The organism is Butyrivibrio sp. ob235 (genome assembly GCF_900109475.1).
Lineage (GTDB): Bacteria > Bacillota > Clostridia > Lachnospirales > Lachnospiraceae > Butyrivibrio.
Map to the genome: position 1 here is coordinate 15043 of NZ_FOBE01000010.1, position 20019 is coordinate 35061.

At 43.5% G+C, this 20019-nt stretch carries 20 protein-coding genes and 1 pseudogene; 3 read left to right on the plus strand and 18 right to left on the minus strand.

Annotated elements, in window-relative coordinates:
• Positions 1–79: 79 nt before the first annotated feature.
• Complete coding sequence (locus tag BMW61_RS09135; RefSeq protein WP_091821203.1) at positions 80–574, minus strand: hypothetical protein; 495 nt, start codon at positions 572–574, stop codon at positions 80–82.
• A 9-nt stretch (positions 575–583) separates the two neighbouring features.
• Positions 584–970 (minus strand): hypothetical protein, encoded by a 387-nt coding sequence (locus BMW61_RS09140; RefSeq protein ID WP_091821205.1) that lies wholly within the window; start codon positions 968–970, stop codon positions 584–586.
• A gap of 231 nt (positions 971–1201) precedes the next feature.
• Here BMW61_RS09140 and BMW61_RS21885 point away from each other — a divergent pair, with 231 nt between their 5' ends.
• The gene (locus BMW61_RS21885) at positions 1202–1477 is read left to right on the plus strand and encodes a hypothetical protein (protein ID WP_175475151.1); all 276 of its coding nucleotides are present in this window, start codon (positions 1202–1204) and stop codon (positions 1475–1477) included.
• A gap of 40 nt (positions 1478–1517) precedes the next feature.
• Here the strand turns inward: BMW61_RS21885 and BMW61_RS09150 are convergent, their stop codons facing one another.
• The gene (locus tag BMW61_RS09150; RefSeq protein WP_091821347.1) at positions 1518–3011 is read right to left on the minus strand and encodes a radical SAM/SPASM domain-containing protein; all 1494 of its coding nucleotides are present in this window, start codon (positions 3009–3011) and stop codon (positions 1518–1520) included.
• Between the two features lie 145 nt (positions 3012–3156).
• On the opposite strand from BMW61_RS09150, the gene BMW61_RS09155 reads away from it, so the two are divergent.
• Both BMW61_RS09155 and BMW61_RS09160 read left to right on the plus strand, forming a co-directional pair.
• A complete protein-coding gene (locus BMW61_RS09155; protein ID WP_026528614.1) occupies positions 3157–3705 on the plus strand; it encodes a TetR/AcrR family transcriptional regulator in 549 nt (182 codons plus the stop codon).
• 120 nt (positions 3706–3825) lie between these two features.
• Positions 3826–4335, plus strand: a pseudogene (locus BMW61_RS09160) (Lin1244/Lin1753 domain-containing protein); the annotation flags it as partial.
• Positions 4336–4535: 200 nt separating this feature from the next.
• Here the strand turns inward: BMW61_RS09160 and rlmD are convergent.
• The 15 genes from rlmD to BMW61_RS09235 all read right to left on the minus strand — a co-directional run bounded on the left by rlmD (position 4536) and on the right by BMW61_RS09235 (position 19889).
• Positions 4536–5939 (minus strand): 23S rRNA (uracil(1939)-C(5))-methyltransferase RlmD, encoded by a 1404-nt coding sequence (rlmD, locus tag BMW61_RS09165; protein ID WP_091821210.1) that lies wholly within the window; start codon positions 5937–5939, stop codon positions 4536–4538.
• On the minus strand, positions 5936–6199 hold the full coding sequence (locus tag BMW61_RS09170) for a hypothetical protein (protein WP_022761928.1): 264 nt from the start codon (positions 6197–6199) through the stop codon (positions 5936–5938). Before BMW61_RS09170 ends, rlmD begins: the two co-directional genes overlap by 4 nt.
• A 142-nt stretch (positions 6200–6341) precedes the next feature.
• Positions 6342–8798: an ATP-dependent helicase gene (locus BMW61_RS09175; protein ID WP_091821213.1), complete on the minus strand. Its 2457-nt coding sequence runs from the start codon at positions 8796–8798 to the stop codon at positions 6342–6344.
• A 75-nt stretch (positions 8799–8873) separates the two neighbouring features.
• The gene (locus BMW61_RS09180) at positions 8874–9503 is read right to left on the minus strand and encodes a DUF1836 domain-containing protein (RefSeq protein ID WP_026498102.1); all 630 of its coding nucleotides are present in this window, start codon (positions 9501–9503) and stop codon (positions 8874–8876) included.
• Between the two features lie 34 nt (positions 9504–9537).
• Positions 9538–11241, minus strand: coding sequence for a DNA repair protein RecN (gene recN, locus BMW61_RS09185; RefSeq protein WP_026498101.1), 1704 nt, complete (start codon positions 11239–11241; stop codon positions 9538–9540).
• 81 nt (positions 11242–11322) lie between these two features.
• The gene (gene argR / locus BMW61_RS09190; protein ID WP_022761932.1) at positions 11323–11769 is read right to left on the minus strand and encodes an arginine repressor; all 447 of its coding nucleotides are present in this window, start codon (positions 11767–11769) and stop codon (positions 11323–11325) included.
• Positions 11766–12617 carry an NAD(+)/NADH kinase gene (locus BMW61_RS09195; RefSeq protein ID WP_022761933.1) on the minus strand — a complete coding sequence of 284 codons (852 nt, stop codon included), beginning with the start codon at positions 12615–12617 and terminating at the stop codon, positions 11766–11768. Before BMW61_RS09195 ends, argR begins: the two co-directional genes overlap by 4 nt.
• 5 nt (positions 12618–12622) lie before the next feature.
• Positions 12623–13513: a TlyA family RNA methyltransferase gene (locus BMW61_RS09200; RefSeq protein WP_022761934.1), complete on the minus strand. Its 891-nt coding sequence runs from the start codon at positions 13511–13513 to the stop codon at positions 12623–12625.
• Entirely contained in the window at positions 13506–15374 is a 1869-nt protein-coding gene (gene dxs / locus BMW61_RS09205) for a 1-deoxy-D-xylulose-5-phosphate synthase (RefSeq protein WP_091821216.1), read from the minus strand. Before dxs ends, BMW61_RS09200 begins: the two co-directional genes overlap by 8 nt.
• Positions 15375–15434: 60 nt before the next feature.
• Entirely contained in the window at positions 15435–16355 is a 921-nt protein-coding gene (locus BMW61_RS09210; RefSeq protein WP_091821219.1) for a polyprenyl synthetase family protein, read from the minus strand.
• Positions 16355–16579 (minus strand): exodeoxyribonuclease VII small subunit, encoded by a 225-nt coding sequence (xseB, locus tag BMW61_RS09215; protein WP_026498100.1) that lies wholly within the window; start codon positions 16577–16579, stop codon positions 16355–16357. The genes BMW61_RS09210 and xseB overlap by 1 nt, the downstream gene beginning before the upstream one ends.
• A complete protein-coding gene (gene xseA, locus BMW61_RS09220; RefSeq protein WP_091821222.1) occupies positions 16572–17783 on the minus strand; it encodes an exodeoxyribonuclease VII large subunit in 1212 nt (403 codons plus the stop codon). The genes xseB and xseA overlap by 8 nt, the downstream gene beginning before the upstream one ends.
• On the minus strand, positions 17776–18174 hold the full coding sequence (nusB, locus tag BMW61_RS09225) for a transcription antitermination factor NusB (RefSeq protein WP_022761939.1): 399 nt from the start codon (positions 18172–18174) through the stop codon (positions 17776–17778). The genes xseA and nusB overlap by 8 nt, the downstream gene beginning before the upstream one ends.
• A gap of 17 nt (positions 18175–18191) precedes the next feature.
• Positions 18192–18566, minus strand: a complete 375-nt coding sequence (locus tag BMW61_RS09230) for an Asp23/Gls24 family envelope stress response protein (protein WP_022761940.1) — start codon at positions 18564–18566, stop codon at positions 18192–18194.
• A gap of 123 nt (positions 18567–18689) precedes the next feature.
• Positions 18690–19889 (minus strand): mechanosensitive ion channel, encoded by a 1200-nt coding sequence (locus BMW61_RS09235; RefSeq protein ID WP_091821224.1) that lies wholly within the window; start codon positions 19887–19889, stop codon positions 18690–18692.
• Positions 19890–20019 lie beyond the last annotated feature (130 nt).

The following is a 20019-nucleotide window of genomic DNA, read 5'->3' on the forward strand; positions in this document are numbered from 1 at the left end:
CCTTATTTGAACATATAGTATTTGTCCGCCGAAGCGGTATACCATACATCACTTATAAGGAAGGAATAGTCAAGAAGCATTAATCCCACTGCATTAAGTTCGCCACTGCATTTTCTGTGCCACATTTAGGGCACGGTAGCATACTTGGGATAATGTCAGAATTTTTCTTCATAACATTCCCACACTTACTGCAAATATGACTATATTCCCTTATCAAATGATAATTTTCTTCCAAATCAAAACGCATTACACAAGGCTCGTGTCCAAGTTCTTCAACAGTTTTTTCGCCATACGACCGCCTCTTTAAAAGCTCAATATCATTCGGTGCGTACAATGATAGATTTGCATCCACCTTCCAGTTACCACAATTATCACATATAAACAGTTCACGTTCTGCATCCACTGCAGCATAAGGTGTTTCTCTGAAAAGCTTCTGCATTTCTTCACCATACTTACCATTATCTATACTTTCCAGCGTTTCTCTATACACCTTAGGAAAAAGAAATCCTATCCCCAGCTGAACCGAGTATCTTTTCTTGCAGTTCTTACATTTAAATAAATATCCTGTTTCCATAACAAAACCTCATTGTCCCCTGTGAGCCTCAACAAACCTGTATATCTTTCCCAGCAAATATTCGTCCCCACAACTGGTATCCCCTTCAAGAATCTCCTTGTGGTAGCTGTTGTAATATAACGTAAGCTTATAGCTACAGTCATCTATAGGAGTGCTGCTTTCATCAGCGTTTCTGATAAACTTATACACTTCCTTAAAAAAGGCTGTCATTTCTTGTCTATCCACAGGAGTTTTTACAACATCATGCTTCTTTCTGCTTTTGTACTCCGTGTAATACGTTGTAATCCCTTCTTCGCTAAGCTCGGTAACAGTGGTATCACCAGGCTGAAACAATTCAACGTTGTACATCTGCTCGGTTAACCTTATGGCATGAATATCATTTATGGTTTGTCTCATTGTATAAACCTCCCAATTAGCCTAGTAAAACCGTGGACGAAGCTATCAGAATACTTGAAAACACATTAGACCATTTTGAAGAGGACAGTGAGCTATCAAAATCCAGAAAACTGCTAAAAGTTAGTTTCCAACAAACAATAGATAGCGTGCTCATCCCTCCCAAAAAAATCAAATAATTCAGAAAAGAAATAAATAATTAAGGCAGAGATAGTTTCATATGATAATCAAAAGTTGTTCATTCTAGTTGCAGCTGAAATGAGCATGGACAGCCTCAAACTGTGGCTGTCCCATACACTGCATGCTAGTATATGTAAGAAGAATATCTCCATTCTTGATCTGATGCTGCGAGCGGTTAGGTGTAACATCCATTCGATTAAGCCTTTTGACAAAATCGCTTTTTCCAAGGATAGCTCCTACTACAGCGAGACCACCGGATGGGATGATTCTTTCATTAGTAAATTCAATGCGGAAATCCTTCTTAAACACCTCCAGAAATGGCTTGGTTAAGCTGTTTCTATTATATCAGAAGGCATTCGCAATTCTATAATCATGCATGTTTTTTGAAATCTTTGGCAAGGCCTGTTTTCTTCTCTTCAAATCTCATAAGATTATCATTTTCTATCCTATTAGCCGGTGCATAATTTTCATACTTCTTTTTTTGATGTGGCTGCGATTTCCAAATCTCATCGGCAACAGGGGCCCACTTGAGAGCATAGTCATCACACTTTGCACATAAATGCTCTACACTCTCCTCCGATTCTTCATTTGTGCCATGTGCTTTTGATCTTTCAACCATCTCCCTTAGAAGTTTTGGATTTTCGAGCATCGGACACGGTCTTAAGTGATTTTTATTAAAGGGCTGTCCCTTATGATATTCCATGAAAAGCGGACTCTTTAGCATTTCCAAAATAGAATTGTCATGTATATTAGTGTTTGAAAAATGGATGAAAACGCAAGGTTCTGCATCTCCGCTTGAGTTAATATGGAAATAATTCCTTCCACCTGCAATACATCCACCTACAGCTTCTCCGTCATTCTGAAAATCCATCGGAAAGAAGCCTGTATCACATTCGTTTGAGCGAATCCATCTGATACGTTCTATCATCAGCTTTCTCTGCACTACGGTAGGCATCAGCTCCGGTACCGCATTATTTCCAACCGGCATATAGTGGAAGAAAAAGCCAAATCTCGCGCCTTTTTCTGCAATATACTTTATAAATTCAGGATTTGTCACGGCTTCAATATTATTTCTTGTATAGCAAATAGATGTACCAAAGAGAATCCCGTATTTTTTGAAAAGAGACATTGCATTCATCACTGCATCATAATGACCGATTCCTCTTCTTGCATCATTAGTTTCAGGTGTCCCCTCGATGGAAAGCATGAATGTAATATTTCCCAGCCGTACAACCTCTTTACAAAAATCATCATCCACAAGAGTTGAATTACTATATATTCCAAACTGCACATCATTATGCTTTTCTGCAAGCTTAAGTATATCTGCCTTCCTGACAAGGGGCTCTCCACCTGTCATCATATAGAGATACACGCCCAGCTCTTTTCCCTGAGTTACTATCTTATCCATATCGGCAAAAGACAAATTGTTCTTTGGTCCATAAGTGCCTGACCAGCATCCTTCACAGTGCATATTGCAGGCAGAAGTAGGATCAAAAAGTATAAGCCATGGTATGTTACAGCCGTATTTTTCCCTGTTCTTCCGTATAGTCTTTGTTCCCCTGAAGAAAGCTTCGTACCCCAGATTGAGCATGGTCATTTTGGCTACATGCGGATCAGTTTCATCCAATACTCTGTTTATAAAGTTTACCCAGCGGTTATCCGGATCCTTAAATGCACGTCTAACAGCTTCCAGTTTTTCAGGATCAGCAGCCTTCTTTCCCCAAAAGCGTTCTGCTTCATCAACGAGCTTTAAGTATGTTTTGGTGCGGTCATCAGTCTTATCAAGATGGCCAAGGAATTTGTCTATCAGGACACTAAAAGCTTGTCTTTGCGCTGCATGTGAAATATTTGTAAATGTGTTCATATCGTCTCCCAGTATTTTTATGTACATTGACAAAACATCTGTCTGATAATACATTTATATCATCTATACAAATGTCAAACAATATGTTGTGCGTATTTGATACACAATTTTACAAAATGTCGTGACAATACAAATGGAGGCCAAAATGTCCACAGAGCTTGAAAAAAGAAATATACGAAGAATGTCAAATAAGGAGTCCAACAGAATTACTAAAGAATGCATATGTGATGCGCTGATCGGATTGATGAAAGAGCATCCGTACAAAGATATAAATATGACCATGATAATAAAAAAATCAGGAGCTTCAAGAGCTTCTGTCTACAGAAATTATCCTTCAAAAGAGGCTATCATTCAGGACATTACAAAAAACATAACTGACGAGCTCAGCGCTTCTCTGACAGGAGTGTTGCATAAAAGTAACACATATGAGTGGTTTTTAAAGGTGTTTTCAAGGCTGCACTCCGATAAAGACATGTGTGTACTTATCCGTAATTCAAATATCTCTTTTACGGATATGTTCTATAATGCCTTGTGTATTGCCTCAGACAGCGAATACGCTTCCCAACATGAATACATTGCCAGAGGTATTGCTGCCGGCTTATGGGAAGTGTCGCTGACATGGATAAAAAACGGCATGAAAGAATCTCCTGAATATATGGCAAGGGTATGCTCAGAAACCTTAAGATTGGAATGAAATTACTTAACGAAACATCCAAAAGTTTTATTCAAGACAGTTGAATGGGATTATCCCTACCCTCCGCTCAAGACTGCGAACGATTTAGTTTTTCCAGTATCTCTAGAGTATTTAACATTTGAAAAGGATTTCATAAAAGACCCAGTAATTATCGACCTTATAAGCGAAGAAGGTGCTAGTGTTGTAGCTATCATTATGTATCTCAGAAATCTAATGTGTCCAAAAGGATACTGTGTTAAATACGATGAACGTTTTCGTCGACAAAAAGTTAGAGAAATGGCTTTCTTCCTATGTATGGAAGAACAAAAAATAGATGCTATCATCCAAAAACTTCTAGATAGTCAGTATTTTTACATTGTTAAAGATGAAAATATTGTTGAAGGAGAGTATCTTACCTGCTGCCAGCAAGTATATAATTATGAAATGGCAGCTAACAGAAAAAAAACAAATGCTGATAAGATGCGTGCCAGAAGGGAAAAGCAAAAAAACAAGCAAGACACTAATTCTCCGGACAATACATGCTCTACTATCAACAACATACCAGTTTCATGTGAGGACTTCTCACAACCCAAACCTGGATACTGTTCTAACTCATACGACGACCATTCAGTAGATTTGTTTAATATGTAAAAACAAAAGGACACTTCATTGAAGGAGCGTCCTTTTTTACAACAACACAATTGTAACATTACAAGGTTAAATGTTCCCTGTTACCATATCAATTCCTACTTTTACCGTTACATTGTTTAAAAGCACTTTTTCGACTGAATTATCAGATGTTTTCCCAAATGCAAAATGCTCAAAAAAGTGCGTAAACTCAAGCATTTGCACTAATTCTGTCGTGTTAGCAACACCACAGTCTCAACATGATTTGTCCATGGGAACTGATCTACTGCCACAGCCCTCTGAACATAATAGCCGCCCTCTGCAAGGGTTTCGAGATCCCTGGCGAGGGAAGTAGGTTTGCAGCTTACGTAGATCATGTGCTTTACGCCGTAGTCGATGATCTTTTTAAGTGCCTTGGGATTGATGCCTTCACGGGGAGGATCAAGAATGATGAGATTGGGCTTGTCCACGATATCATCAAGAACTTTAAGCACATCTCCTGCGATAAATTCGCAGTCCAGAAGCTGATTTCTCGCAGCGTTCTCCTTTGCGGCCGCAACAGCTTCTTCAACAATCTCAACACCTATCACCTTATTGGCAATGGGTGCAATTATCTGGGCAATGGTTCCTGTTCCGCAGTATAGATCATAGATGATCTTGTCACCCGGATCCTCCGACATGTTGTCATAAAGTCCGTCGATGTATTCCCTGACAGTGCCATACAGAACCTCTGCACTAAGAGAATTTGTCTGGAAAAATGAGAAGGGTGTAATCCTGAACTTAAGTCCAAGAAGCTCCTCATAAAAGTAGTCCTGTCCATAAAGTACAGTTGTTCCTTCATCAATTATGGCATCTGCCTTGGCATCATTTTTTGTATGAAGAATACCAACGATATGCCCGGAGAGCTCAAGGGTTAAAAGCATCTCCGCGTAATTCATGAGATTGTGGTCTTCCTGTGTCGTCGTCACTATGTCTATCAGGATGTCGCCTGTCTTCTGAGCCTTTCTTACGAGAAGGTGTCGAAGATAACCCTCCTGTTTCATTCTATGATAAAAAGTGATTTTTTCCTGTCTATATAATTCTCCGAAATACGAAAGTGTGGCGCTTAAGATGTTGTTATAATCATCATCCACAATTCTGCAGCCTGTTACGCTGACAATATCATGCATGCTGTTTCTTTTGTGCATGCCAAGAGTGAGGGGACCACCTATCTCCTCATCTCCAAAAGTAAATTCCATCTTATTTCTGTATGCAAATTTAATGGGGCTTGTTTTTATGCCCTCCCAGGTATAACTCTGAGTCTGCTTCTCCAGAATAGGATTAAGAATATGCCTTACCTGCTGTTCTTTCATGCCAAGTTCTTTGACATAAGGCATGGTAAGATAGCTGCAGCCTCCGCATTTGCCAAAATGTATGCAGGGGCTTTCTATAGCATCAATAGGCTCTTCGAGAACCTCGAGGAGCCTACCTTCTGCTCTGCCATTTCTGTTTTTAATAATCACACATGACACCTTCTGACCGGGAAGTGTGTTCTTAACTATCACTTTTCCCTCAGGTGTCTCCATAATGCCTTTGTTAGGAAATTCAACCCTAACAATTCTGCCCGTTACTATATCTTTTTTCTTCATTTCTCCAAATCCAGATCAACGAAGTCGTCATCAAAGTCGTCGAAATCGTCATCATCATAATCGTAATCATCCTCGTACTCGGGCATCATGTAATTGAATACCAGATAAGCGATTGTTGCTACAGCAGCAATTGCTCCGAAAACTGCAAGGCACCATAAAACAATGTTTGATGGCTTCTTAGCGTTTGCAGCTTCTTTTTTCTCTAAAAGCTCATTGATTCTGACTGTTTCAAGAAGTTCTTCGATTCTGTTCTTATCCATTACTTACCCCTTTCCAAGATGTAGTTAGTGGTTAATACCCCTCATCCGGCACTCCGTGCCACCTTCTCCCAGCGGGAGAAGGCATAAAATGTTATATATATTATAGCATTTATTAATTCACAATCTATTGAATTGGCAAAGTTTATACTTTTTTAAGCTTCGCAAATGCAGCGAACATGATTTTCTGTCCGTAATCGTCAAAATCGATTGTGACCTTATAGTCTCTCGGTTCCTTGACGATATCAAGGACAGTTCCTTCACCGAACTTAACATGCAGGACTCTGTCACCTACGCCGTAATCAAGTGCTGCTCCGGCTGTCGGCATTCCTTTGGATAATCCGGCGAGTCCCGGTTTTCCGAGAGAAGCCTTACTGTGTGCACTGGCAGCTCCGGCAATAAACGGTTTGTCCTTTGGTACCGCTCTCTTTTGGGGAGGTGCCGGCTTTGCAACAGGTCTTCCGTAAGCGGGCTGGGTCGCCGCTTTCGTCCCGGCATAAGCACTTCTCTTAAGAGGCGAGTTTGCTGTACCGGCTGCATAGGTGGGTTTTGAGAAGTCCATCTTTTTCTTAAAAATGCGACCTGTATCAAGATCGATATCATCGTCGTCATCAATGGATTCTCCGCCATCATACATGAAGGAAGCTTCAGCCGCTCCGACCTTTTCAAGAAGCTCAGCCGGAATCTCAGTTACAAATCTGCTCACAGGGTTGTACTGGAGCTGGCCTCTTGTCATTCTGCTTCTGGCACTTGTGAGTGTGAGATGTTTTCTTGCTCTGGTTATTCCAACATAAGCAAGTCTTCTCTCCTCCTCGAGTCCCTCGGGATCTACTCCTTCGTCCATCAGCGCCATGAAGCTGGGGAAAACATTCTCCTCCATACCCGCGAGATACACATGATCAAACTCTAGTCCCTTTGCACTGTGAAGTGTCATGAGGAGCACCTTGTCGTCATCCTCGGATACATTGTCAATATCCGCTACCAGAGCGACCTCTTCCAAGAATCCTGTAAGCGTAGGCTCATCCTCTTTTTCCTCGTAGCCGGCCATTTTGGATATAAGCTCGTCCACGTTCTGCTCACGCTCGTTATCCTCGGTGTTCGCGTCCTCATCGATTGTATAGAGATAATCGATGTAGCCGATTTCTCTGATGATGTGCTGCATAAGCTGATCAAGTCTCGCCTCTTTTGCAAAGGCTCTGAAAACTCCGATCATTGACGCAAATGCCTTGCACTTTGCCTGCGCTGTCTTATTAAGTCCCGGGATCATATCAGCCTCGGCGCACGCCTTCAGAAAACTGATATTAGCCTTATCTGCGTATTCCTGAACATGAGTGATACTTGTAGCTCCGATCCCTCTTTTCGGAACATTTATGATACGTCTCGCAGCAAGGTCATCCACACCGGAATCAATAGTCTTCAGATAGGCGAGACAGTCCTTGATCTCACGTCTGCCGTAGAAGTTCACTCCTCCCACAAGGTCGTACGGAATTCCTTCATACACGAATCGCTCTTCCAAGAGTCTCGACTGCGCATTGGTTCTGTAGAGAACTGCAATGTCCTTATAATCCGCTTTGCCTGATTTTTTGAGTTTGCAAACTTCGGATGCTATAAACTCAGCCTCCTCGGGAGCCTGATTCACAACCTTTAATCTGACGAGTTCGCCTTTCCCTTCGTCAGTCCAGAGAGCCTTGTCTTTTCTTCCGTAGTTATTCCTTATGACAGCGTTTGCCGCATCAAGAATACTCTGTGTAGATCTGTAATTCTGTTCCAGTTTTATCACTGTCGCATCGGGATACACTTTTTCAAAATCAAGGATATTCCTGATGTTCGCTCCGCGGAATCTGTAAATACTCTGATCATCATCACCGACCACGCAAAGGTTCTTATACCTGTCTGCAAGAAGCCTTACGAATTCAAACTGTACGTTGTTGGTATCCTGATACTCATCAACCATTATGTACCTGAAGCGTTCCTGGTACTGCGCAAGCACCTCCGGCTCGTCCTTGAAAAGTTTCACCGTGTTAAGAAGAAGATCATCAAAATCCATTGCATTATTCTTCTTAAGCGTATTCTGATACTCGATGTATGCCTTCGCAATTTTCTGCTTCTTAAAGTCGTTTCCCGATGCCAGCATGTATTCATTGGCATCGACGCAGTTGTCCTTTGCATGCGATATCGCAGTCTGGATGTTGCGGAGCTTTAGCTGAGTTGTCTCCAGCTGATATCTTTTGCAGATATCCTTAAGTACCGACTTGGAGTCATCCGTATCATAGATTGTAAAATTGTTGCTGTAACCGATTCTGTCAGCGTAGCGTCTTAAGATTCTTACACAGGTTGAGTGAAAAGTCGCAACCCATATGCTCTCGGCGCCAAAGCCTACAATCTTATCAACTCTTTCGCGCATCTCGCCAGCCGCCTTGTTGGTAAAGGTTATCGCGAGAATGTTCCAGGGATTAACTCCGCATTCGTCAATTAAATAAGCGATCCTGTGCGTCAGGACTCTGGTCTTTCCCGAACCTGCTCCGGCAAGTATCAGGACCGGACCGTCTGTCTGCAGAACCGCTTTTTTCTGTTCACTATTCAGGGTGTCGTAAATGCTCATTAAATATGTACTACCTTTCGAAAATTACCCTCATCCGTCGGCTTCGCCGACACCTTCTCCCAGAGGGAGAAGGCATTATTTTTTCTTCTTCTTTGTCTCTTTGTCGCCCTCGCGCTCCTCTTCGATGTGATCGATGATGTTCTCGATAAGAAGCATCTTCATGAAAACATCGTAAGCAAGCATAGAGACAAAATTGAACATCTGAAGTTCGTTCTTGTCTTCGCCCTTCGCCTCGGGAAATGATTTCTGGGCGGTCTTATATTTTTCCTCGATGTCAGTTTTAAGATGGGCGATAATATCCTTCTGCTCATCGTAGATTGTCTTGTAGATATCTTTTAAATTTATGTCCTCATCGTCTTTTCCAAAACGTTTGTAAACAGGCTCAAACAAGGTCTGGATATCACTGAAGGACAGCATGTTTTTATAGTAGTAGATGAACATCAAAAGTATGATGTGATCCTTGGAATACTTCTTCTTTACCGGAGGGGGAAGCAGATCATTTTTGGCATAGTTATTGATCATGGTCTTCGTGAGTATCTTATCCACTCCGGGATGCCTTGAGGACTTCCTAAGGCTCTCATCCATAAAAGTAAGCAGCTGGTCCATATACAGGTCGATGTTAGGGATATCATTAACATCAACCTGAGTGGTTCTGTCCATGCTGGCCATTATGCTGTTTAGAAAATCATCATAGTCTAGTGTCATAAATTCACTCCAATTTAGTATCCCAAGGGGAAGGCTATTTAGATTTAACCTTTTCTGCCTGGCGCATCATCTCCCTCGCATTCTCCATTGCAGAATCTGTGATTGTGGCGCCGCCAAGCATTCTTGCAAGTTCTGATGCTCTCTCATCATCCGAGAGTTTTCTGATCCGGGTGACGGTTCTCTCGTTTCCGCCCTCTTCATGAGTTCCCTTCGCGATCTCATAATGAGTGTCAGCCATAGATGCAATCTGAGGAAGGTGTGTGATGCAGATTATCTGGTGACCCTTTGCAAGAAGTCCAAGTTTCTCCGAAACCTTCCAGGCAGTCTGTCCGCTTATTCCCGCATCTATCTCATCAAAAATGAGTGTATCTATGTCATCCTTTTCAGCGACAACGGTCTTGATTGCAAGCATGATTCTTGAGAGCTCACCGCCGCTTGCCACCTGATCAAGGGGTCTTATCCTCTCTCCGGGATTTGTGGAAATCATGAATTCCACATCATCATAGCCTCCCGCGGAAACTCTCTCTCCGTCAGGCTTAACATCAATCTCGAATCTTACATCTATGAAGTTAAGATCCTCCAACGCTTTGCGGAGAAGCTCCGATAAAGCTTTGGCATTTTCTTTTCTCAGGTCTGAGATGCTCTTGCAGGCGGATAACAACTCATCATGGAACCTCTTCTCATCAGCAAGAAGACCGTCTCGGTATGCTGCAAGGTCCTCGAGTTTTTTTAGCTCCTCTTCCTTCTCATCCCTGTACTTTAAAACTTCCTCAATGCTTCCGCCATACTTATCCTTGAGATGGTTTATGGTGTTGAGTCTGTCCTCTGTTGTCGCAAAATCTTCGGGATCAAACTCAAGCTCATCGATATAGGATGAAATAGCATGACGAAAATCAGATAATAAATTATCGATATCAGAGAGCTGTTCCAAAAGCTCCGCAGCCTTATCGTCATAGCTGCTAACCGAGGAGAGCTCACGCACTGCTCTTCCTATAGCATCCGCAGCGCTTTCACCGGAGTCGCCTGCTCCCGTCACCTCAGCGGCAATACCTGCTGCCTCGGCAATCTTCCTGGAATTGACCATTCTTCTGTATCTGGTCTCAAGCTCCTCATCCTCACCCTCTTTGGGGTCTGCATCAGTAATCTCATTGTATTCGAAATTCGCGAGATCCTTTTGTCTCTCACGTTCTCTCTCGTCTAAGTTGGTCTCATCGAGAGCCTTCAGAACATCCTTCCAGCTTCCGTAAGCCTTTGCACACTTTTCCTTAAGCTGCAAAAGCTCCTCACCTGCAAAATCATCCAGTATCTCCAGATGCTTTTTCTTGTGAAGGAGTTCCTGATGGTCATTCTGACCGTGAATATTTATAAGTATGTTTGAAAGATCACGAAGCTGCCTTGCGCTTACTGTCTCGCCGTTTGCCTTGCAGACACTTCTGCCCTCCATGATTTTTCTCTGCAAAATAAGTGTTCCGTCTTCTTCTACAGGAATATCAAGTTCCTTAAGGCTTCTTAGCTGCGCTTCATTTTTGATTCCAAAGGTCAGCTCGATAAGAGCATATTCAGCTCCCGTGCGAATCATACCACTGTCAGCTTTAGCACCGAGCGCCAGATTCACACTGCCGATAATAACTGATTTACCGGCGCCGGTCTCACCACTCATTATGTTAAGACCGTTTTCAAACTCAACCTCCTGCTCATTTATCAGAGCAAGATTCTTCACATGTAGATTGTATAACATATTTACCTCTTTCCTTTTTGCTTCTTCGGGCAAATCAAGGAAATGTATATAATAACTGTCCGTTTAATGGGACAGGTACTATCAGCCTATTATTTCGTTCAGGGCATCCATAACCTTCTGAACATCGTTATTGGTACGTATAGCTGCCATGATGGTATCATCACCGGCAATACATCCTACTACCTCTTCAAATTCCATAGCATCAAGAGCAGCGGCTACAGCCATCGCCATTCCCGATACCGTGCGGATAACCAGAATATTCTGAGCATGATCCATACTGATAAATCCTGCTCGCAGGACATCCGCATACTTGTCAGTCATTCCTGCACTGTCCTGAACAAAAACATATTTATGCCTTCCGTCAGGAGTAGCTCTTTTGGTCAGTCGGAGCTCTCTTATGTCTCTGGATACGGTCGCCTGGGTAACCTTAAAACCCGCAGCATTGAGCATATCCGCGATCTGCTCCTGAGTTTCGATAACATTGTTTTGAATTATTTCGATCAGTTTGCTGTGACGTTTTTTCTTCATACAAGTTTTTTCCTTAAAATGTTTAAAAAGCTTTCACTGCTTAGTTTCAATATCTTGGTAACCTGTTTTGCTGCGGTGATATCTATCCTGTCCCCGCTCTTCATCATCATCCTTTTTCTTCCGTCGAGAGAAGCCTCCAGCTCCAAAGTACTGTCTCCGCTTCCTTTTCCGATTTCTATAGTGACCTTATCATTCTCGGAAAGCACTATTGTCCTTCCGTTAGCCGCATGCGGACATATCGGTGTCAGAAGAAGTATCCGTGCCTTTGGATCCACAATCGGTCCGCCTGCAGACATATTATAAGCCGTCGAACCCGTAGGCGATGAAAGAATTATTCCATCGGACTGATAGGTTGTAAGCGGCAGATCATTTACATACACATTAAAATTGAAAACCCGGAGCGATGAACATCTTGCGATTACGATGTCATTTAAGGCGTAGTTGATAACACCTTTTTCTTCTCCCTGACAGAGAACTCCCTGAAGCATCATACGGTCTTCTATTTCATACTCATCACTAAGAAGCTTATCCATGGCGCTTTCGACCTCAGATAGGTCAACCTCCGCCATATAGCCCAGCGTTCCAAGATTAACTCCGATAAGCGGGATATTTTTCCCAAGGACATTACCCGCCGCCTGGAGCATCGTTCCATCGCCTCCAAGAACAATGCAACACTCTACGCAGTCCGGAACCTTGCAGGAATACTCCTTGCCGTTTTTATTCGCCGTACTCTCTATCTCGGCGACCTCGCAGAATGCCCCCTTCTGCTCAAGGTAATCCCTGATGCGCAGGGTGGCCTTCATTCCGGGATCTTTGCCTCTGTTAGTGATTATGAAAAACCGTCTCATAGACCTTATAACTCCCCGTGTGCTCTTCCTACCGTCTCCTCAATAAGTTCCTTCATATCAGACTCCGTTGAAAAACCATTGCCTGCACTCAAAACCTCTGACAGCAAATGAAGTCCCTCGCCTTCATTGATTTCAGACACCTCATCGTTTCTGCTCTCATCCTTTTTGATATAAAGAAGGTATTCTATATTTCCCTCCGGTCCCCTAACCGGTGAAAAATCGAGATTTAAAACCTTAAATCCGATTATGTGGGCAAAATCTATTACCTTGCAGATGACCTCTTTGTGAGTCTCAGGTTCTCTCACAACTCCCTTTTTACCTACCTTCTCGCGGCCAGCCTCAAACTGGGGCTTGATAAGACATACCATCTCTCCGCCATCCTTAAGAAGCTTTCTTGCGGGAATAAGTATTTTGGTAAGTGAGATGAAAGACACATCAACCGATGCAAAATCAAGATCATCATCTATATCATCTCTTGTAAGATATCTGAAATTGGTTTTCTCCATGCAGACAACGCGCTCGTCGGATCTAAGTTTCCAGGCAAGCTGACCATGTCCCACATCCACCGAGTACACCTTCACTGCTCCGTTTTGAAGCATGCAATCCGTAAAGCCTCCGGTGGAAGCTCCTATGTCCATGCATACAAAGCCGTCGAGTTTTAGCTCAAAGCTCTTCATAGCCTTCTCAAGCTTGAGACCGCCTCTGCTGACATAGGGGAGTTGTTCTCCCTTTACTTCAAGAGATGTGATTTTTGATTCATCAAAGGATGTTCCGGGCTTGTCTTCTCTCTGACCGTTTACGAAAACATCGCCTGCCATAATGACAGCCTTTGCCTTCTCACGGGAAGTGGCAAGTCCTCTGGAAACCAGAATTACATCCAGTCTTTCCTTAGCCATCTACTGTTATTTCCTCATATTTTCTCATTACTTTTTTGGCAATCGACTCTGCATCAACACCAAGTGCCTTATAGAGCTGATCACATGAGCCGTGAGTTACAAACTCATCCGGAAGAGCTATACAAAGATGATGAATATCAATTCCTTCATCATAGATAAAGCGTCTTACCTGATCTCCGAAACCGCCGTTTTCAACGTTCTCTTCCATCGTAACGATAAGCTTATGCTTTTTCGCTGCGTCTCTCACATGCTCTCCGTCAATAGGCTTAGCAAATCTCGCGTTGGTAAGTGAACAATTGTAGCCTTTTTCAAGAAGTATCTCTCGAACTTTCTCCGCGGTTTTCACCATACTTCCCAATGCAAAGAGGATGATATCTCTCTCCTTGTACAGTGGCTCTGCCTTACCCATCTCAATAGGTGCACGGAAGTCTGCAAGTCCATCGTATGCTGTACCCCTCGGATATCTGATCGCCGAAGGTCCATCGAAAGCAATCGCGAACTTAAGCATGTCGGAAAGCTCCCATTTATTCTTGGGCGCCATTATATGCATATTGGGCATACTGGAAAGGTAGGACAAATCAAATATTCCCTGGTGAGTCTCACCGTCGCTTCCAACAAGTCCTGCCCTGTCTATCGCAAAGGTAACCGGAAGATTCTGAAGACAAACATCCTCCAGTACCTGATCGTAAGCTCTCTGTAAAAATGAACTGTACACCGCAAAAATCGGATGGAAACCGCCGACTGCAAGTCCTGCTGCAAAGGTAACCGCATGTTCCTCCGCGATTCCCGCATCAAAAAATCTGTCGGGGTACATATTCCTGAATCTCTTAAGTCCGGTTCCGTCCGCCATTGCTGCTGTAATTGCAACCGCCTTGGGCTCGCGTTCACCTATTTTGCACATAACCGTGCTGAAAATATCCTGATAATTGGCTGTGGTTCTGGGATTCCTCGGAATTCCGTTCTCAATAAGGAACGGCTCCGTACCATGGAAGCGCGCAGGATGCCTCTCTGCAGGTTCATAGCCCTTACCCTTCTTGGTAACCACATGAATCATAACAGCCTTACGAACCTTCTTAGCCTCGCGGATAGCAGCCCGCAGTGCTGTGATATCATGACCGTCGATTGGTCCAAGGTATGTGATGCCGAGATTCTCAAATACCATTCCCGGAACAAAGAGCTGTTTAAAACTGTTCTTTGCACGTCTGATTCCCTTGACCATCTTGGGACTGGAATTCTTAAGGGAGTTGTATATATCATCCCTCAAATTAAGGTATCCCTCATTGGTTCTTACGACATTGAGGTATTTTGCCATTCCACCAACATTCTCTGAAATAGACATCTCGTTGTCGTTTAGTACCATGATAAAATTCGTATCAAGCTTCGCTGCATTGTTAAGGGCTTCGTAGGCAAGGCCACCTGTAAGTGAACCATCACCGATTACAGATACGATGGTAAACTTCTCATCGGAGAGCTGTCTTGCTCTTACCATACCAAGTCCCGCAGATAAACTGGTGGAACTGTGGCCTGTGTCAAAGCAGTCACACTCCGACTCCGATCTCTTGGGAAATCCACTCATCCCACCGAATTTCCTCAGATTATCAAAGCCGTCCTTACGACCGGTTAAAAGCTTATGTGTGTAGGACTGATGTCCGACATCCCAAATAATTTTGTCCTTCGGAAGATCTAGTTCTAAGTGAAGGGCCATGGTCAGCTCAACCACACCAAGGTTTGATGCCAGATGTCCACCGGTCACACTTATCTTTTCTATGAGAAAATCACGAATCTCCTGCGCAAGTTCGCCCTGCTTGTTTTTCGGTATTTTCTTTATGTCGTTTGGTTTCTTTATACTGTCGAGTAACATGTTAATCCTCATCCGTCAGCTTCGCTGACACCTTCTCCATAGGAGAAGGCATAAATGTTATCACTTTTGTCTTGAGATCATCCACTTTACAAGAGGTATCAGGAATTCTTCGCTGCCATCGTATTTTGAAAAGATGGAGGCTGCTTCGTCCGAAAGCTTCCTGACTTCTTCTTTTGATTCTTCAAGTCCGTGAAGTGTCACATATGTAGTCTTCTCATTCTTTTCATCTGAACCAATCGGCTTTCCTAGCTCCGCTTCGTCGCCCGTAACATCAAGAACATCATCCTGAATCTGGAAGGCAACTCCGATCTTCCTCGCAGCCTGTTCAATATCATCAAGTGTCTTTTTATCGGCTCCTGCGAGAAGCGCTCCTATCATCATGCTGCTCTCCAGCATTGCAGCTGTCTTATTCTCATGAATGAAAATGAGTTCCTCGGAGGTCGCTGCAGCCTTTCCCTCAGCCTCTATGTCTGCGCACTGTCCGCCAACCATTCCGTATATACCGGCCTTCCTGGCAAGGATTTCAAGAGCCTTAGCTCGTCTGTCGCTAATATCTCCATCGAAGGGATCGGGATTTGTTTTGCATAAAAATACCTTCAGAGCGGTTTCGTATGCATAATTTAAAAGTCCGTCTCCTGCAAGAGTAGCCATTCCCGCACCATATACAACATGGGTGGTCTTCCTGCCTCTTCTGTATTCATCGTTATCCATCGCCGGAAGATCGTCGTGCACAAGGGAATAGGTGTGGATCATCTCAATGGCCGCTGCAAAAGGCGCCACCAGATCCTTGTCCTTTCCGGAAAAAATCTTAAACATCTCAAGCATCAGAACCGGTCTGATTCTCTTGCCACCTGCCATGACACTGTAATTCATGGCTTCGATTACTTTTTTCTGATAGCCTTCCTCAGCGGGAAGAAAGCTCTTTATGATATCCTCTGCTTCTGCCGCTCTGCTATCCAGCATCTTATCAAAATCGGACATTACTCAAAATCCTCCGTGCTGCCGTCAGCCATAACCTTCTGAACCTTTTTCTCAACCTTGTCGATGGAATCGTTACAGTATTTAAGCAAATCCATGCCTTCCTTGAAGAATTTAAAGGATTCCTCAAGAGTGACATCGCTCTTTTCAAGAGCCTTGATGCGCTCGTCTACTTCAGCGAAGGCTTCTTCTATTGTGATTTCTTTTTCTTCGTTTTTCTTAGCCATATTTTCTCTTCTCCGCACCCACAACTTCTGCCCCGATAACACCGTCGCTGACATTTATTTCAATCTTGTCGCCGGGCGCTACATTTTTGATACTCCTGACATTCTTGCCTTCGGAATCAGCCACATAGGAAAATCCCGACTGCAGTTTATCAAGAGGACTGAGGGCTTTAAGCCTCTCTATATCGACATCCAGGCGGTGCCTGTTGTCCCTTATGAGGTCTGTCATCAGACGCTCAAGCTTGTCAGCAGCCTGCGCAGCTCTCATTCTCTGATCGCGTATTCTCGCCTCCGGTGAAAGGTGTTCCAAAAGGCGCCTATCGGAGGCTGCCTTCTCGCGGAGTCTCATTATCCTGTCGTTCATTCTGCGGGTAAGAATATCGCGGTAGGCATCGATATCCTGAAAAAGCAGGTCGATCTCATATACCGCCAGCTCTGCTGCAGCAGAAGGTGTCGGTGCTCTTAAGTCCGCAACATAATCGGCTATCGTAGTATCCGTCTCGTGGCCTACTGCCGAGATGATGGGAATCGGACAGTTGAAAATCGCTTCCGCCACAATCTCTTCGTTAAATGCCCACAGATCCTCAATGGATCCGCCGCCTCTTCCGACAATGATTACATCCACATTCATTGCTGTGAGAGTCTCTATGCCTCGGACAATACTCTCCTTCGCCTGATCTCCCTGAACTATTGCAGGATACAGATATATCTGCACATAGGGATTTCTTCTGGTGGAAATATTTATAATATCTCGCACAGCCGCACCGGTAGGAGCTGTCACAACTCCAAGCGTTTTTATATGCTTTGGTATCTGCTGTTTATATTCATTAGCAAACATTCCGCGCTCTGACAGCTCTTTTTTCAAAGCCTCAAAACGCTCAAACAAAGCACCTGCTCCATCCAGTTCAATTTTTCTGGCATAAAGCTGGTACTTCCCGTCCCGTTCATATACATCTATTGATCCGGTAACGCAGACCTGTTGGCCCTCCTGCATACGGAATCTAAGCCCCGTAGCGGCGCTTCCCCGGAACATCACACAAGAAATCGCTCCGGACGCATCCTTAAGCGTGAAGTAGATGTGACCGGAGGAGTGATATTTGCAGTTACTGACCTCGCCCTTCACCGTAAGTGATGAGAGCAGGAAGTCCTGCGTGAACATATTTTTAATATAGGAATTTATCTGCTCAACTGTATATACATTACGCAAGTTTTGCCAGCACTCCGTTTACAAAGGAAGAAGCGCCGTCCTGGCCGAATTTCTTGGACAGCTCAACTGCCTCGTTGATTGCTACCCCTGTGGGGATAGATTCATCGAATTTAATCTCATAGACAGCGAGTCTCAGGATTGCGAGCTCAACTTTTCCGATACGCCCTGTATCCCATCCCGTTGTCACTTCATTGATGAGCTTGTCAATCTCCGGGAGCTTCTCTGCGATGTTCTCGTAGCGCTCCTTCACGTAATCAACATCTTTGGCACTCATCTCTATGTCGCTTGTTTCAATGAACAGGTCCTCCTGCTCACGCATCTCCTCGGGTGTATTGAATTCTACACGAAAAAGAAGCTGAAAAACCTGTTCTCTAAGTTCTGATCTTTTCATAATATCCTCTGTAATCCTTAATCAGGCATCTTGATGCCGGCAATACGTACGTTGACGTCAGTAACACTAAGTCCTGTCATGCTCTCGATGGAGCTCTTAACCTTATCCTGGACCTGCTTACTTGTAGCGGGAATGTTGTAGCTGTAATCCATAAGAATGGACATATCCACACGTACCTTACCTTCATTCAAAAAGATCTTGGAACTCTTCTGGATGTTCTTCGGACCTGCCTTATCTATATTTTCACTGGTATAACCACCTGCCATCTCACTTACTCCGTCAATCTCAAGAGCAGCAAGCGCAGCAATCTTGGCAACAACGTCGTCGGCAATCTTTACAGAGCCGATTCCCTTTGCCTTTAATAGTGTATTATTCTGTACTTCCTTTTCCATAATAATCACGTTCCTTTCATACTGAAATCCTTATAATTATACAAGATAGAAAAGCGGAGGGCAACTTTTTATGTATACCCTCCGCCAAAGCTTCAATATGTTTTTTCGTAAAATTTCGTGCTATTATTTGTCGCTCTTTCTGTTCTCTTCAATGTACTTATCGAGCTTATCAAGCTGCTTTGTAGCGAATGCCTTTCCGCCGATACCGAAGGAAATTGCAAATGCAACAGCAAGTGCTGCAACAATGATAATGAATGCTGAGTTAACGATTGTAGTAGCAATTCCGAGCTGGTTGAGAACCATGAAAATGCCGATTACAAAGATAACTGCCTTGGAAACAAGTGCATAGCCGTCCATTCCGTTCTTCTTAAGAGCCTTCTCTGCAAGGATTGCAGCAAAGTATGTAAGTGTAAGAACGATGATAGCAGCAAGAGCCTTGGGCATATAGCCGATAACAGCAGCGCCGATGTCTGTAAGGAGCTTAAGATCTACTACCGCAAAGCCCTGTACGATGAACATGATGTTGATAACAACCTGAACAACGGTACCTGTAACCTTTGAAAGAACGAACTTCTCTGTCTTACCCTCTGTTGCGTCTGTGAGCTTCTTATCAACGCCTGTTGAAGCAAGGAGCTGAGTAACGATCTGACCTGCGAATCTGCCGATAAGGTAGCCGACAAATACAACAAGGCAAGCTACTACTATGCGAGGGATGTATTCAACAACAACTGTGAGCATGCTTACAGCGGGTGCTGTGATAGCATCAATCTTAAGAACGTTGAGTGCTACGATGAAAACAGGGATCATGATAAGAACATATACGATGTAAGCAAGTGTATATGAAAGCTTAGCTGTGTCCTTAACCTCAATGCCTGCCTTAGCCTGAAGCTCATCAACCTTAAGTCTTGCAAATACAGGAACAAGAAGTGTTCTTACTGTTGTAGCGATAAGGTTACCTACAAAGATAACGATAAGTGCTGCAAGAACGTTGGGAACATATCCCCAAATTGTGTTAAGCAGTCCCATTACAGGAGATGTAACACTGTCAATTCCCAATGTGTTAAAAATCTGTGGAATAAAAAGTAAGAATACCAGGAAGTAAACAAGCTTACTGATGTAAGTAATTGTAACTCCGGGTCTCGGACCATCTGCTCTGGAAACAATGAATCCAAGCTTAGTGTGTGTCATCAACTTAATGATGAGTGTCTTGGCAATTGAAGCCGCGATGTAGGCTATAAGCAGAATAACAAGCGCTACTATCACTTTCCCCAGGCCCCCAAATATGCCGGTCATGAAACTAGTAACATCGAACAAATTAAACATACCATTTCCTCCTTGGTGTTTATATAGTTACCCGGTCCTTACGAATGTATGAAAACATGTAGATAATCATAAAAACCGAACGATACAATTTTACCACCGGGGAACGCTCTAAGCAAGGTAATATCTATAT

Bases quoted from the DNA above. Each gene is read 5' to 3' on its own strand.
- BMW61_RS09175 (WP_091821213.1), bottom strand. From the start codon at position 8,798: ATGAGCATTTACGACACCCTGAATAGTGAACAGAAAAAAGCGGTTCTG.
- BMW61_RS09180 (WP_026498102.1), bottom strand. From the start codon at position 9,503: ATGACACTAGACTATGATGATTTTCTAAACAGCATAATGGCCAGCATG.
- BMW61_RS09195 (WP_022761933.1), bottom strand. From the start codon at position 12,617: ATGAGACGGTTTTTCATAATCACTAACAGAGGCAAAGATCCCGGAATG.
- nusB (WP_022761939.1), bottom strand. From the start codon at position 18,174: ATGAAAAGATCAGAACTTAGAGAACAGGTTTTTCAGCTTCTTTTTCGT.
- BMW61_RS09235 (WP_091821224.1), bottom strand. From the start codon at position 19,889: ATGTTTAATTTGTTCGATGTTACTAGTTTCATGACCGGCATATTTGGG.
- BMW61_RS09135 (WP_091821203.1), bottom strand. From the start codon at position 574: ATGGAAACAGGATATTTATTTAAATGTAAGAACTGCAAGAAAAGATAC.
- dxs (WP_091821216.1), bottom strand. From the start codon at position 15,374: ATGTTACTCGACAGTATAAAGAAACCAAACGACATAAAGAAAATACCG.
- BMW61_RS09140 (WP_091821205.1), bottom strand. From the start codon at position 970: ATGAGACAAACCATAAATGATATTCATGCCATAAGGTTAACCGAGCAG.
- BMW61_RS09210 (WP_091821219.1), bottom strand. From the start codon at position 16,355: ATGTCCGATTTTGATAAGATGCTGGATAGCAGAGCGGCAGAAGCAGAG.
- BMW61_RS09200 (WP_022761934.1), bottom strand. From the start codon at position 13,513: ATGGCTAAGGAAAGACTGGATGTAATTCTGGTTTCCAGAGGACTTGCC.
- BMW61_RS09230 (WP_022761940.1), bottom strand. From the start codon at position 18,566: ATGGAAAAGGAAGTACAGAATAATACACTATTAAAGGCAAAGGGAATC.
- rlmD (WP_091821210.1), bottom strand. From the start codon at position 5,939: ATGAAGAAAAAAGATATAGTAACGGGCAGAATTGTTAGGGTTGAATTT.
- BMW61_RS09150 (WP_091821347.1), bottom strand. From the start codon at position 3,011: ATGAACACATTTACAAATATTTCACATGCAGCGCAAAGACAAGCTTTT.
- BMW61_RS09170 (WP_022761928.1), bottom strand. From the start codon at position 6,199: ATGGATAAGAACAGAATCGAAGAACTTCTTGAAACAGTCAGAATCAAT.
- recN (WP_026498101.1), bottom strand. From the start codon at position 11,241: ATGTTATACAATCTACATGTGAAGAATCTTGCTCTGATAAATGAGCAG.
- argR (WP_022761932.1), bottom strand. From the start codon at position 11,769: ATGAAGAAAAAACGTCACAGCAAACTGATCGAAATAATTCAAAACAAT.
- BMW61_RS09155 (WP_026528614.1), top strand. From the start codon at position 3,157: ATGTCCACAGAGCTTGAAAAAAGAAATATACGAAGAATGTCAAATAAG.
- xseB (WP_026498100.1), bottom strand. From the start codon at position 16,579: ATGGCTAAGAAAAACGAAGAAAAAGAAATCACAATAGAAGAAGCCTTC.